Annotated in this window: 12 protein-coding genes; 1 reads left to right on the top strand and 11 read right to left on the bottom strand. The window is 64.0% G+C overall.

What is annotated here, in order from left to right; genetic code table 11:
* Nucleotides 1–144 precede the first annotated feature (144 nt).
* Genes NT151_02640 through NT151_02615 form a run of 6 tightly spaced genes read right to left on the bottom strand, consistent with a single transcriptional unit; the run spans nucleotide 145 to nucleotide 6,872 of the window.
* Nucleotides 145–510, bottom strand: coding sequence for a response regulator (locus NT151_02640; protein MCX6537825.1), 366 nt, complete (start codon nucleotides 508–510; stop codon nucleotides 145–147).
* A 20-nt stretch (nucleotides 511–530) separates the two neighbouring features.
* Nucleotides 531–2,432 (bottom strand): ATP-binding protein, encoded by a 1,902-nt coding sequence (locus NT151_02635; GenBank protein MCX6537824.1) that lies wholly within the window; start codon nucleotides 2,430–2,432, stop codon nucleotides 531–533.
* A gap of 4 nt (nucleotides 2,433–2,436) precedes the next feature.
* The gene (locus NT151_02630; protein MCX6537823.1) at nucleotides 2,437–2,799 is read right to left on the bottom strand and encodes a response regulator; all 363 of its coding nucleotides are present in this window, start codon (nucleotides 2,797–2,799) and stop codon (nucleotides 2,437–2,439) included.
* Nucleotides 2,796–4,208, bottom strand: a complete 1,413-nt coding sequence (locus tag NT151_02625) for a glycosyltransferase (GenBank protein MCX6537822.1) — start codon at nucleotides 4,206–4,208, stop codon at nucleotides 2,796–2,798. The genes NT151_02630 and NT151_02625 overlap by 4 nt, the downstream gene beginning before the upstream one ends.
* A gap of 3 nt (nucleotides 4,209–4,211) precedes the next feature.
* Nucleotides 4,212–5,282 (bottom strand): HEAT repeat domain-containing protein, encoded by a 1,071-nt coding sequence (locus NT151_02620; GenBank protein MCX6537821.1) that lies wholly within the window; start codon nucleotides 5,280–5,282, stop codon nucleotides 4,212–4,214.
* Nucleotides 5,283–6,872, bottom strand: coding sequence for a response regulator (locus NT151_02615; protein ID MCX6537820.1), 1,590 nt, complete (start codon nucleotides 6,870–6,872; stop codon nucleotides 5,283–5,285).
* Nucleotides 6,873–7,317: 445 nt separating this feature from the next.
* On the opposite strand from NT151_02615, the gene NT151_02610 reads away from it, so the two are divergent.
* Entirely contained in the window at nucleotides 7,318–8,376 is a 1,059-nt protein-coding gene (locus NT151_02610; protein ID MCX6537819.1) for a PDZ domain-containing protein, read from the top strand.
* A 121-nt stretch (nucleotides 8,377–8,497) separates the two neighbouring features.
* Here NT151_02610 and NT151_02605 read toward each other — a convergent pair whose 3' ends face one another.
* From NT151_02605 to NT151_02585, 5 genes are all read right to left on the bottom strand, one after another.
* A complete protein-coding gene (locus tag NT151_02605) occupies nucleotides 8,498–8,881 on the bottom strand; it encodes an Hpt domain-containing protein (protein MCX6537818.1) in 384 nt (127 codons plus the stop codon).
* A 6-nt stretch (nucleotides 8,882–8,887) separates the two neighbouring features.
* A complete protein-coding gene (locus NT151_02600; GenBank protein ID MCX6537817.1) occupies nucleotides 8,888–10,123 on the bottom strand; it encodes a hypothetical protein in 1,236 nt (411 codons plus the stop codon).
* A 26-nt stretch (nucleotides 10,124–10,149) separates the two neighbouring features.
* Nucleotides 10,150–11,169, bottom strand: coding sequence for a lysylphosphatidylglycerol synthase transmembrane domain-containing protein (locus tag NT151_02595; GenBank protein MCX6537816.1), 1,020 nt, complete (start codon nucleotides 11,167–11,169; stop codon nucleotides 10,150–10,152).
* 73 nt (nucleotides 11,170–11,242) lie between these two features.
* Entirely contained in the window at nucleotides 11,243–11,974 is a 732-nt protein-coding gene (locus NT151_02590) for a cytochrome c biogenesis protein CcdA (protein ID MCX6537815.1), read from the bottom strand.
* A gap of 3 nt (nucleotides 11,975–11,977) precedes the next feature.
* Entirely contained in the window at nucleotides 11,978–13,762 is a 1,785-nt protein-coding gene (locus NT151_02585; protein ID MCX6537814.1) for a molybdopterin-dependent oxidoreductase, read from the bottom strand.
* Between the last annotated feature and the right edge of the window lie 23 nt (nucleotides 13,763–13,785).

Below are 13,785 nucleotides of genomic sequence, written 5' to 3'. Positions count from 1 at the left end.
CAGCCGCGGACGCGTCCTGACCTCTACGCTGGACTTCTCCACATGCCCATATTGCCTGAGCAGCCTCAAGAAGACGTGTGCGAGTTGCGGGCAGGATCTCAAGATTGAATGGAAGGCGTGTCCGTACTGCAACATGAACACGGTTCAGAAGAGGCCCAGGGCGGCGCGAACCCGTTTGACCAGTTCACGGGGGATGAACGGTTTGGCCACAAAATCGACGACGCCGCGCCCGCGCAGCGCTTCTTCCGAGGCCGCCAGGTTCCTGGCCGTCAACATCAGGACGGGAATCCGAACGGTTGCCGGATCGCGACGCAGCGCATCGAGCGTGGCGTAGCCGTCCATCTCCGGCATCATCACGTCGAGCACGACAAGGTCCGGCGTGTGCGTGCGTGCCATCGTGACGCCCTCGGCGCCGCTCGCCGCGACGACCACCTTCAGCCCGGACGCTGTGAGGCCCACTTCGGCAAGCAACCGGATGTCGTCTTCGTCGTCTATTACGAGGACCGTCATGATCAGGAATCCGGATCGCTCTACTTGACGACCGGGATCGTGATCGAGAACGTCGATCCCTTGCCCATTTCGCTTGTGACTCCCACCGATCCGCCCTGCATCTCAACCAACGCCTTGGTAATGGCGAGGCCCAGGCCTGTTCCGCGGAACGTCCGCGTGTCGGCCCCATCAATCTGCTGAAACTTCTGGAAGAGCTGACTGAGTTTCTCGGCCGGAATCCCACGACCCTTGTCGGTAATGGCGAAGGTCACGAATCCGGGCGGATCTGACCGCGCTTCCAGCGTCACGTCGGAGCGGGCCGGCGCGTATTTGAGTGCGTTCGACAGCAGGTTGACGATGGCCTGAATGGTACGGTCGGGATCGGCGATGACCTTGGGGATGTCCGGCGGGACGATTGGCGTAAGCGTCACCGACGATCCCTTGGCAATCTGGCCGACGCTCTGGATGGAGTGATTCACCAGTTCGTGGACGTCGTACGGCCGAGGAGTGAGTCCGAGTTTTCCAGCCTCGATCTTCGAGATATCGAGAATGTCGTTGATGATGCGCACCAGCCGCTCGGTATTGGACAAGGCCACGCCCATCAGGATCCGATGGTCCGGATCGGGCATGGGCACGTCGGAAAGCAGCAACTGCAGCGAGCCCTTGATGGAGGTGAGCGGCGTGCGCAACTCGTGTGACACGATGGACACAAACTCGTTCTTGAGCCGGTCGACCTCATAGAGATTCGTGATGTCCTGGAACGCCGCGACGGCGCCCGTGATCACGCCGAGGTCGTTGCGCAGCGGCGCGGCGCTGACCAGGAGCGGGATGGTTCTGCCATCCTGCGGCTTGACGATTAGTTCCTGGCCGACCACCACTTCACCGCGCAGCGCGCTGCGCGGTCCCCACTCGTCGACCGGGCAGGGCCGCCCGTCGCGGTACGTCGCGCGGAAGCTCTCCCAGTAACGATGTCGATCGGCTTCGTCGTCGGGTTCGCGGCCAATCAACATGTCGGCCGCCGCGTTCTGCAGGACGACGTGCCCGCTTGGCGCCTCCAGGATGACCAGAGCCGCCGGCACCGTCGCGAAGGTCGCCTGGAGCCGTGCCGATTCCTGCTCCGCGTTGGTCCGGAGCGCGGAGTACATCTGCGAAATCTCGCGTTCGCGCGACAGCGCGTCCGTGAGGTCGCGCTGCCGGCGTTGGACGGCCGTGCTCATATCGCGAAACGCCTTGACGAGCGCTCCGATCTCGTCGCGCTTGGCAGGCGGGAGACGGACGTCGAAATTGCCACCCGAGATCTGGCGCGCCGATTCGGCAATCGCGGCCAGCGGATCCAGCAGGATGCGCGCCAGCACGAAGACCAGCACGAGCAACATGATGATATCGATGGCCGGCAGCGCCAGCGTGAAGAGCGAGTTGTTGAAGTTCAATTGCGACGCGTTCGTGATCTGGTCGTTGAGCAGTTCCAGGACACGCCGCCGGTTGGCGTCGAGTGCGTTCTGGACCTGCCGCATCGGCGGAGCGGTCTGGTCCTGCAACACGCGCGGCAGGTTGGCCAGTTGCTCGCGGCGGTCCATCAGGTCTGTGACCATCAGGTGCCATTGCTGGATCTGGCGGTCGAGGTCGGCCAGTGACTTCTTGTCCTTTTCCTCGTCGAGGTACTGGAGCAGCAGCGTCGGGAGGTTGACGTATTCGCTCCATCGGCGGTCGAAGTCCGTGCGGAATGCCGGCAGACCGGTGAGCAGGTAGGACCGTTGCTCGTTCTCCAACTCCACCACGGCACGGTTCATGCGGGTCTGGTAATCGAACCGCTGTCCCGCGCGCATCATATCCACGTCGCCGTGGGTGCGCAAGTGCTCGAACCACACGACAGCCCCGGCCTGCAGGAAGGCGGCGGCCACCATAAGGCCGATCACGGCGAAGATGCGTCCCCGAAGACTCACAAGCCTATTTCCCCAGAATCGTCAGCACCTGCTCGCCAAGTGTGAGCGCATCGAACGGCTTGCCGATGCAACCGATTGCGCCGAGCGCCAGCGCCTTGGCCACTTCAGATTCCTGTACCTTGGCCGTCAGGAAGATCACGGGGATCTGCCTGGTGGCCGGATCCGCTTTCAGCCGCATACAGGTCTCGAAGCCGTCCATATCCGGCATCATCCAGTCGAGCAGGATGGCGTCGGGCGCTTCGGCGCCCACGCGTTCGAGCACCTCGAGACCGTTGTTGACCGTGACGACCTGAAATCCCGCCCGCTTGAGCGAGAGGCGGGCAATCAGCTGCACGTCCGGTTCGTCTTCCGCCAGCAGGAGTTTCATGCTTTTTCGAACCCCTTCCGTGTCATGGTCCCCCAATCCTGGTGACCGCGCAGGAATCTGAACACGCCCCGCGCGCGCCACCATGTGGCCATCTGCCGGTAGCCGAAATTCTCAAGCACACCGTAGAGGCCAAGCACCAGCAGGTCGCCGAGCCGCGGATATCGACGGAACGATACTTCCTCGAGAATCACAGAGGCCAGCGAAATCATCGCGCCGTAGAGCACCGCCGCGAGAAACAGCAACTCGGCGAAACGCCAGTCAATCAACCCGGCACATACGCCCACAACGGTCAGCACATAGCCGAGTACTTCGATAATCGGACCAATTCCCTCGAACACTACATAGTACGGCATCACGAACAGGCCGAGCACGCCGTAACGGGAGTTTCCACACATCCTCCAGTGACGGCTCAACACCTGGAGCGTGCCCCGCTGCCATCGATCCCGCTGACGTGCCAGGACGCGAATCGACTCGGGTGCCTCGGTCCAGCACACCGGATCCGGCTGGAACACAATCCGGTAGGGCTTGCGGGCTTCGCGATAGAACCTGTGGAGATCGGCCACCAGCTCCATGTCTTCGCCGACGGTGTCCTGCCTGAACCCGCCGACCGCAACGATCGCCTCGCGCTTAAACAGCCCAAAGGCCCCCGAGATGATCATCAGGCCGTTTATCGCCGACAATGCGACCCGCCCGGCCAGAAAGGCTCTCAAGTACTCGACGACCTGGAACGTTCCCAGGTGGGTTTTTGGCAACCCGACCTCGACGACCCGGCCGTGATCGATCTTGCAGCCATTGGCGAGACGGACGATGCCGCCGACGGCCACGGTATCGGGGTGCTCAATAAACGGCAGGACCACGCGGGTCAGGGCATGTTCTTCCAGCACCGAGTCGGCGTCGATCACGCACACCAGCGGGAATCTGGCGGCGTTGAGCCCGGCATTGATGGCGTCGGCCTTGCCGCCGTTTTCCTTGTCGATGGCTATCAGATCCTGGCTGGCAATCGACCGATAGATGCCGCGCACGGGCTTGGTCGCGACCACCTCCTCAATACTAATCGGCGCCCGGACCAAGTCGAAGTTCTCAACGACCTCGGCGAGCGTCCTGTCGGTTGACCCGTCGTTGACGACGATCACCTCGTATTGGGGGTAGTTGAGAAACATGAGCGACCGGACGCTCTCGGCGACGTTCGTGGCCTCGTTGAAGGCGGGCACGAGGATCGAAATGCCTGGCGTCGCGGGCGATCGCATGACGACGCCCAGTTCGCGCGACGTCCAGCGCAAGCGATGTTGGCGGAGTTTCAGGTACGACACAACGGAGAACACGAGGTAAATCGTGTTGACCACGAGGAAGTAGATCAGCAGCATCAGATCGAAGGCCGCAAATCCGTCAACGATGGCGATGCGGAACATCGTCTAGGCTCCCGCCCCGGCGGCATGCCGTTCCCACAGCATCTGGCGGGCGAGATCGCCAACGTACCCTTCGTCGTCTGCCCTCGCCTGAAGCCGTTCGACGCCGCTGGCGCCCATTCGGCGAAGTGCGTCTGCGCAGTTGGCGGCGACCATCCACTCGTCATCCAGGTGGTGCGCGAGGTGCTCGGCGATTTCCTCCCGGCGCGCCCGGCCCAGGGCCCGTGCGGCCATGGCCCTCACGGCGGGCTCCGGATCCTCGAGCGCCTGGAGCGCGACGATGAGTCCGCTCTCGTCGAGGCCGATTGTGCCGAGCGCATGCATCGCGGCGGTTCGGACGTCCGCACGCGGCTGCGTCATCCACGACTTCAGTTGTTCACTTGCCACCGGGCCACCAATCAACCCGAGCACGTCGGCAATCGCCACTGCGTCTTCTACGCGCTGCTGGGCGTGTTCAACGAGCGCGAGCGTGGCTGCGTCGCCGAACTCTCGGAGGGCCTCAATGATCCGGGCCCGCTGGTTTCTGGATTGGTCCGCCAGGCGGCTCAGGAGCACCGGAATCGCCTGCGGATTTCCGATCAGGCCCAACGCATCAACAGCGGCCGCCCGAACCTCCTCGTGATCATCATCGAGGGCCGCGACGAGAAGCGACAGGGCGCGGTTCTCGCGAACCAGCCCCAACGCGCGAGTCGATTCTGCTCGTACCCACCAGCGCCGATCTGAGAGCCGCCGGGCCCACTGTTCAATCAGGCCCATCGCGCGTGCCGCGTCGCGCAGGCGTTCGACGACGGATCCGGTCGAAATGGCGAGGGGCTTGAGCAGCATTGCGGCAATCGCGGCGCGATGGCGTTTCGGCGCCCGCGCCAGCTCGACCAGCGCATCGTGTCCCCCGTCCGGCCGCAGCAGGGCGTCAACGGCCGGGCGATAGCGGGCCGTGAGTGAGCGCCGTCGGCGAAACTGGATTTCGTCGATGACGCGCTGTAACACGAGAAACACCAACATGGCTATCAGCCCGAGCGCGCTGAAGATCAGGAACGGCACCAGCACGGCGATGAGGAGGTCGGCTATCCGGAGCATCTATCGCAGCAGCCGCTCGATGCGGGCGAGCAGTTCCTGGGGATTGAATGGCTTGGTCATATAGTCGTCGGCACCCAGGGCAAAGGCGCGCGTCACGTCCTGTTCGCGGCCGCGCGCCGACAGGACAATGCTCCGCGGCCGTGCGGGCAGGTTACGGATCGACGCCAACACATCGAACCCGGTCATCCGCGGCATCATCATGTCGATAATCACGATGTCGGGTCGATGTTGTTCGATGGCGGCGACGGCCTGGCTGCCGTCCGATGTCACAACCGTGACGTACCCGGCCGCCTTCAGTTGCGCGTGGATCAGTCGCGTGACGTCGGGGTCATCATCAGCCAACACAACTGTGCCTTTGCGGCGCGATTCCGTGGCTTCAAGCAACGGCTCGCCGGCGACGACCAGCAGCAGTCCGAACTTCCGAGCCGCGACGGTGGCTTCGTCGGCCTCGGCCAGCAGCAATTCGAAGGGCTTCGCCCCCGCGGCAGCAGACACCGCCAAACCCACCTGGAAACGCGGCGGCGTGCCGCGTCCGAGACGGTTCATGAGGTCGGTGAGCCGGACGGTCGCCTTCGGTGTCGGCATGTCGACGAGGAGCAGGATGATGTGGGCGGGCCCGTAGCAGGCGACCAGGTCGCGGCGCCGGGATTCGGTTCGGAACGCCGTGTAGGTTTCCATCAATCGAGCTTCCGGCGTCCGCACAAGGACGAGTGTCGCCGCATGCAGGGCGAGTTGCTCGCGCGCGACGGCGACGAAGCTCTCGAAATCGAGTTCCTTGCCCTCGTCTGGCAGCGAGAACGCGGGCCGGGCATCGCTCCGACTGGCATGTTTGGCGAGCAGCAACTGGATGCGGAGCGTGAGCTCGGTCATGTCGACCGGCTTGATCAAATAGTCGTCGGCGCCGAGGAGCAGACCGACGATCTTGTCGTCGAGTCGGGCGCGCACCGTCATGAAGACGACGGGCGTCGTGGCCAGATCCGGATCGAGCTTGAGGAGGCGGCAGACCGAGTAGCCATCGAGGCCCGGAAGATTCGCGTCGAGCAAGATGAGGTCGGGACGATGCTGCCGCGCCGCCTCGACTGCGATGTCGCCGGTTGGGACGAATACCGGTTCGTACCCGGCTGCCCGCAGATGAATGCCCACGACCTCCCGCTGATCCTCGTCGTCTTCGACGACCATGATTCGCGGCTGGTGATCGGCCTTCGACATGGCGCCCGCCCACAGCGGCGGGTTGGCGAGATCCGTCGAAAAGCCCTCTTCGATCGATTCAAAGAGAAGGTTGGCGCGACTGACATCCAGTTTGCCAGTCGGGACCTGATCGAGCAGATCCTCCAAATCGCGCGCACGAGCCGACACGGTGGGGAAGCCAATCGTGCCCGCCAGCCCGGCCGTCTTGTGGACGATCTCTTGCAGCGGGATCAGCGGGCCCTGGCCGCCAAACGTGGCGACCAGACCGAGGAGGTAGCCGATTGAATCTGAGCGCGTTGGGAACCCCGCGACGAACCGCTGGCGCGCCTCGTTCCAGGCGGCATCGAGCGCGTCTGTGCCGGAGTCGTCTGTGTTCGGCTCAGGATCCTGGGACGGTGTCATGGCTTGCTCCGGTAGATCGCAACGGCACGCCGCTGAGGGCGGTTGTCATAAACTAACACCAATAAAACCGTCACGTTACGGCAACGGACACAAGGTTTCCGGTTGGTTCGAGACCACGAGTCTCGCCAGACCGGCACGGTTCCCTGTGTGTATCGGCGCATTGGCGGTGCCAGGCCAGATTAAAAGGGGTCTGACCCAATTATCCGCTGCTAACCCCATTGTCAGCTGGACCCGCGTCCTCTTCCGAGGTCATTTCTTGCCGCCGTCAGGCGGAGGTGTTGCAGAAACTGCAATATAGGGTCGGAAACAGACCCACGAAAATGAGACTGACATGAGAAACTGGGTCTGACCCAATTTCAGTGGCCCGGGTTGCGGGCCGACCAAACAGATGAGCCGCACGTCTGAGTCGGTGTAGTTGGCACACTTGGTTATCTGGAGGCAGGTCATGCGTTTAGGTCATGCAATCGGACTGACGGTGGTGATTCTTGCCGTGGCGGCGGCGGCGGTCGCGTGGGCGCCTGCGGTCGCGGCCCAGGATACGGGTACACGGCAGGAACGGCACAACGTCGTTGTGACGGTCGATGGGCGCGACGGCGAGCAGCCTCAGGGCGTGGCCCGGGTCGGCCAGGCCGGCAGCTACTTCGCGTTCGGAGGGCCACGCCTTGGCGTCTCGATCCGTGATGTTGAAGCGGCCGATGTGACCAAGATGAAGCTGGCAGGGCAGACTGGTGTGGTCGTCGAAGACGTGACGAAGGAAACGGCTGCGGCCAAGGCCGGGCTGAAGGCGGGCGACGTCATTGTCCAGTTTGATGGCGAAGCCGTTCGCAGCACGCGTCAATTCACGCGCCTGGTCAGCGAATCGGCACCGGGCCGTGCGGTGAAGATTGGCGTGATGCGCGAAGGGAAGCGCACCGATGTCGAGGCCACACTGACCACGGCAGAAGGACCGCTCGTGGACGTGATGGTCAACCGGGACGGCATCCGGCGCGAAATCGAGCGCGGCATGGCGCAGGTCGAGCCCTTGATTCGTCAGTTCAGGATGGAGCGTCAGCCTGGTGGGAGGGGAATGCCGGGTGGACCGGGAATGCCAGGCGGGCCAGGAATGCTGGCACCGCGGACGCCGTCAGAAGGCGTGTTCACCTTCGAAGCCCCGTTCTTCGAGGCGTTCACAAACCGGGGCCGTCTCGGCGTGACGGTTCAGGAGCTGACGTCTGAACTGGCGGCGTATTTTGGGGTGAAAGGCGGCGTGCTGGTGTCGACCGTGCGCGCCGACAGCCCGGCTGCCAAAGCGGGCATCAAGGCAGGGGATGTGATCACGGCGGTCAATGACAAGCCCATTACCGACGCCAACACGCTGGTGGCGCAGTTGCGCGACAAGGAAGGCGACGCGACGATTGGCCTGTCGCGCGACAAGAAGGCCATGAGCGTGAAGGCGACCTTCGAGAAGGCCACGCCGAGCAAGCCGAAGGTCATCGTGCGAGGAAAACCAGCGTACGAGAAGTAGCCAGTAGACGGTAGGCCAATGCCTGCACGCCGTAGGGGCGGGCCCCCGCCTGCCCTGAGCGGAGTCGAAGGGTGCCCGCCCGAATCACGCGGGGCAACCACGGGGGGTTGCCCCTACACGGTCACATGCCCACCGGTTCTTCTGTCAGTAGCTGCGTCAGCGCCGCGAGGACCCTCTCGAATTCCGTTTCGACCCGTCTGAACACCGCGACCGCATCATCAAAGGTCGCCTGGTCACCGTACTCCTCGAGTGTCGCACACATGGCGGCCATCGCGGTCGCGCCCAGCATCGCGCAATTAGTCTTCAGCGTGTGCGCAACCATTCCGAGCGTCCTGGCATCGCCGCCCGCAATCGCGCCCCGGAGTTGTTCGATCCGCTTCGGGGCGTTGGTCCGATAGATCTCGACGAGTTGTCTGATGAGCAGCGGATTCCCGTAGTCAACTTTCGCCCTGCGCAACTCGGTGATCGTGTCGGGATCGAGAACCGGTGAGCCAGCGTTCCCCACGTGCCGCTACTCCCTGGCGTGCAAAGCATCCGCCGCGGGCGCCGACGTGATGAGCGTGGCCAACTGCGCGGCGAGGATCGTGGTGACGGCGCGCAGGTAGTCGCTCGGTTCGACACCCTTCTTCAACTCGACCGCGATTGCGCCCGTGCAGCCATCCGCCGTGACCAGTGGGACGACAAGGGCCCCGCCAGACGGCGGGTCCGCCGGCAGCGTCTGCACGGTTCGTGTCCGGTAGGCCGTTGCCGTGGCGTTGTCGGCATCGGGTCCAATCGAGCCCATGCGCGCCAACGTGGCCGGCGCATACCCGTGTGCCAATACGGGGCGCAGGAGCGCGGGCGATCCTTCCGACATCCAGATAATGACACCGGTCGCATCAAGCACGCCGGCTGCCCGTTCGAGCAGAGCCGGCAGTTCCTGGAGATTCTGGACGCGGGCCAGCGAAGCGCAGATATCGGCAGCCGCACCCAGTTCCTGCACGCGTGCAGACCACGCCGTTTCCCGGGGATCGTGACCGGTCAGTCCCGCGGACCCTGTCGCGGGCTTTGCCATCGCCTTTGCCCCGGCAGTCTTGCTCGACGGTTGCGACAGGCCCAGACCGGCGCCGACCGGCGCGCGCGCCACGCCATCACCGACGTCCGAGCCCTCTGTGACTCGTGGAACCGGCACGAGCACAAGCAGGATCACGAGCGTCAACCCAACGGCGCCGCCGAGATAGAACAACTGCGTCTGCTGCATTTTCGCGAGGGCGGCCTCATGCTGGACGTTCTCGCGGACGCGGGCATCTTCGAGTGCGGCGATCGCTCTCGTCAGCAAGCCGGGACCGTCGGCGAAGATCACGTCCGATGCCGAGAGCCGCTGGCCGGAACTGACATAATCGCGGGCCTTCGCGTCGGCCTGGCCAAACGACGCCATGATCTCAATGGCGGTTTCGAGCGCGCCCTGTGCCTCGGGTGTCTTTGCCGCGAGCCGAAGATCCGTCAACTTCGGCGTCGCGCCCTTCATCATCGTCGTCACCTGCGTCTGCCATCGTTCGCCGCTCTGGCCTTCGGCCACGTACCCCCGCTCGGCCGCGCCGATGGCCGCAAGCGACTCCGACGCCTGACGGACCTGCGCCTCGAATGCGGCGATGGTCGTCCGCTCGGCGCGCATCTGCTGGTCGAGCCTCCACGCCAGATAGCCTGCGCCGGCCTGAGCCACGACGGCTATCGCGACCATGAGAACGCGAACGGTCCGGCTCTTCATTGAATCTTCCTCCACCGACATCCTACTTAACGGGCGCGTGGCGCAACGAGCCGATCTGGACGCCGCTGCACCATTGACACGATTCCGCCCGGAAGGCTCGCCGTGAGGGTCACGACGGCATAGAGGAGCGCCATCGACACCGCCACATCGGCTGGAATGCCGATCTGGCCGAACAGCAACAAGTACAGCGCCTCGCGGATGCCAAGACCGTTGACGCTGAGCGGCAGCATCCCCGCCAACGAGATGAGCGGCACGAACACCGCCAGGGCCGACACCGGCACATCATGAGCGAGCGCCTTGGCGTTCAAGAATACCACGAGGATGACGATGGCCTGGAACACGAAAGAGACGCCAACAGAGGCCGAAATCACGCCAGCCGCGCCCCGATACGGCACGACGGCGTCGTAGAGCGACGAGGCTCGCGAGCGGATGCGCGAGAGCGGCGTCATCGCGATCAAGTAGTCGACCAGACGATACGCGTGCCGGTTGGTAATCACCAGATTGGCGACAATAAATGCCGCGAACAGCAGCAGCGTGAGCGACAGCAGGGACAAACGCATCACGATGACGGGCGGCGCGAACGCGGCGGCAATCGTCGCGATGGTCAGCAGCGCAAACAGCCCGACGTTGCGCTCCATGAACACGGACATGGTCGACCGGGCCAGCGCGCCTGTTTCGCGGGCGAGGACGATGGCCTTGACGGCGTCGCCGCCGACGATGGTCGGCAGGAAGATGTTGAAGAACATGCCGACGAAGTAGAAACCGACGACGCGCAGGTAGGGCACGACGAGCTTGACGGGCCTGAGCAACAGCCACCACTTGTAGGCGCTCAGCCATTGACCGGCGACATAGACGACGACGCCAAGCACCACCCAGGCAATCTGGACGGTGCGCAATCGGGCCCACAGAGCGCCGACATCGACCCAGTACGCCACCAAGGCGTAGAGCGCAGCGGTGATGGCGATTTTGGCGAGCGTCGAGACGACGCCTGTGCGCTGGGCGGGTCCGATGGGATCTGGAGCGGTCGGTTCCGGGGCGGACGACATCGATTCGTACTATATCGCAGGGGGGAGCGGTACAAGGGCGCGATGAGTGGCGCCCCTACGAACAGAACTAAATTCAGAGCGTCGGGAGGAACGACGACAGGTACTGGGCGATCACCGTCAATCGGTTGGTGATCATCAGGACGCCGACGGTCACGAGCAGGAGGCCCGACGTGACTTCGATGGCGTGATAGTGCTTGCGGATGCGCGCGAAGGCCGCGAAGAACTGGTTGATAGCCAGCGACGTGATCAGGAACGGGATGCCGAGGCCAAGCGAATAGGCCAACAGCAGCTCGATCCCCTGCCACACCGTCTCCTTGCTGGCGGCAATCGCCAGAATGCCGGCCAGGATGGGTCCGATGCAGGGTGTCCATCCGAACGCGAACGCGATGCCCACCACAATGGCACCCAGCGGGCCGGCTGGCTTCTTCTGGGTCTGCACGCGCTTCTCGTTATAGAGCCAGCCGATCTTCAGCACGCCCATCATGTGCAGGCCGAACAGGATGATCACGGCCCCCGCCACCTTGCCGAGGATGCTGAGGCGACTCATCAGGAATTCGCCGACGGCGCTGGCTGACGCGCCCAGCGAAACGAAGACGATCGTGAATCCGCAGATGAAGCCGAGCGACGACAGCAACACCTTGCCGCGTGCGCGCGCGGTGCCCTGGGCATCGTTTCCGCCGCGCATCTCTTCGAGCGACACGCCGGAGACAAACGACAGGTAGCCCGGGATGAGCGGCAGCACGCACGGCGAGACGAACGACAGCAGACCGGCGACGAAGGCGGCAAAGAGCGTGACGTTATCCATCGTCTACTTCTTGATCAATTCCGCCCGTACGACGTGGGGTTCGCCTTTGACTGGCGGCAGGTCCTGGAACATGTGATCCCACTTCCAGCGCTCGGACGGATTCGACGTCTGCAACCACATGCTCGCGGTCTGCGGCTTCGCAATCATGACCTGCGCAATCCCGGCCATCCCAGGCACGCCGGCCATCGTCTCGGCGATCGCGGCGCGCACGGCAGCCGAATCCGCGTACTTCATCGCCACACCCAGCGCCTCGGCGACCTGCGTCAGCACCTGCCAGTCTTCGCGGGCCTCACCGGGCGCGTTCATCACGCGCGAGGTGGCCTGCAGACGGCCGCCATCGTTGGTGTAGGTCGCGTCCTTTTCGGTCCAGGCAGCACCAGGCAGCACCACATCAGCGGCTGCCGTCAACGCCGTGCTCACGGGCCCCAGCACGACCAGATACGCCAGCTTGCCGGACGTCCTGGCGTCGATGATCCACGAGATGTCTCCGATGCTGCCATCGGGACCGGGATCGAAGACAAACAGCGCCTTGACGGTGCCCGCGTCGACGGCGCGGCGCAAGCCCCAAAGATCAGCGCGGTCCGAATCGCCCACGGGCACATTGAGACCGAACGTGCGTGCGCCAGCCACATTGGGCGCATCAACAACTGGCACCTTGAACTTCGTGCGTGCGGGCTGCGGCTTCTCGGACGTCGCCCAACTCACATCGACACGGTACGTCGCGTTCGGGCCTTGCGCCTTCTGCACGAGCTCACGGACGAGGAACAGTTCTTCGTGAGACGCATGCGCCGACACCAGGACGCGGAACGCTGACGCTTCGGTCTGCAGCACCGGCCGGACGTGCTCGGCGAGGCGGGCCAGGGCACCAGGCCAGGTGGCCGCTGCCTGCGCTCCGGAATTCTGGCGCACCAGCGGCGTCGTCAATCTCGCGTCACTTTCGACCCAGTGATACTGGAAGCGACCGATGTCGCACATCCAGTAGCCATTCACATCCGCGTTGTAGCGTGGCGTGATCCGAATCAGCCGCGCGCCCTTTGCCCACTCGGGCTTGGCCTTGAGCCACGCGGTCGTGTTGCAGCCCTTCGAACACAACGTGCACGTCGTATCGACGGCAATCGGGTTATCCCACGGCCTCGACTTGAAGCGGTAGTCGCGCGTCGTGATGGCCCCCACGGGGCATACATCCATCAGGTTGCCGGACACGAGCGAATGCACGCCTCGCTCCTGGAACGTGGAGATCTGGCTCCCGTTGCCGCGATCGACGATCCCGATCTGCGCCTCGCCATCGATGTCGCGCATGAAGCGCACGCAGCGCGTGCACAGGATGCAGCGATTGCGGTTCAACATCAGCGTCGGACCAAAATCGATGTCGGCCTTCACGCCCTCGCCGTCGAACGTGCGGCGCGGGAACTCCATCCGGCTTCCCTTGGGGCCGAACGTGTACGAAAAATCCTGCAGCGGACACTCGCCACCCTTGTCACACACCGGGCAATCGAGCGGGTGATTGATGAGCAGGAACTCAAATACGCTTGCGCGCGCGTCCATCACTTCGCGGCTGCGCGTATCGACCACCATGCCATCGCCGCAGACGGTCGAGCACGACGTCTGCAATTTCGGCATCTTCTCGACCTTGACGATGCAGACGCGGCAGGAACCGTCGACACCGAGACCGGGGTGGTAGCAGTAGTAGGGGATAGAAATGCCGTTGTCGAGGGCGGCCTGGAGAATGGTCTTGCCCTTCTCGGTCGTAATCTCGCGCCCATCGATGCGCAGAGTGACGGTATCCATGCGTGCCATCATAGCAAGGGATT

The sequence above is a fragment of the Acidobacteriota bacterium genome (assembly GCA_026393675.1).
Classification (GTDB): domain Bacteria; phylum Acidobacteriota; class Vicinamibacteria; order Vicinamibacterales; family JAKQTR01; genus JBAXOX01.
The sequence above is the reverse complement of the archived record's forward strand: the minus strand, read 5'-3'. Positions and strand labels throughout refer to the sequence as shown.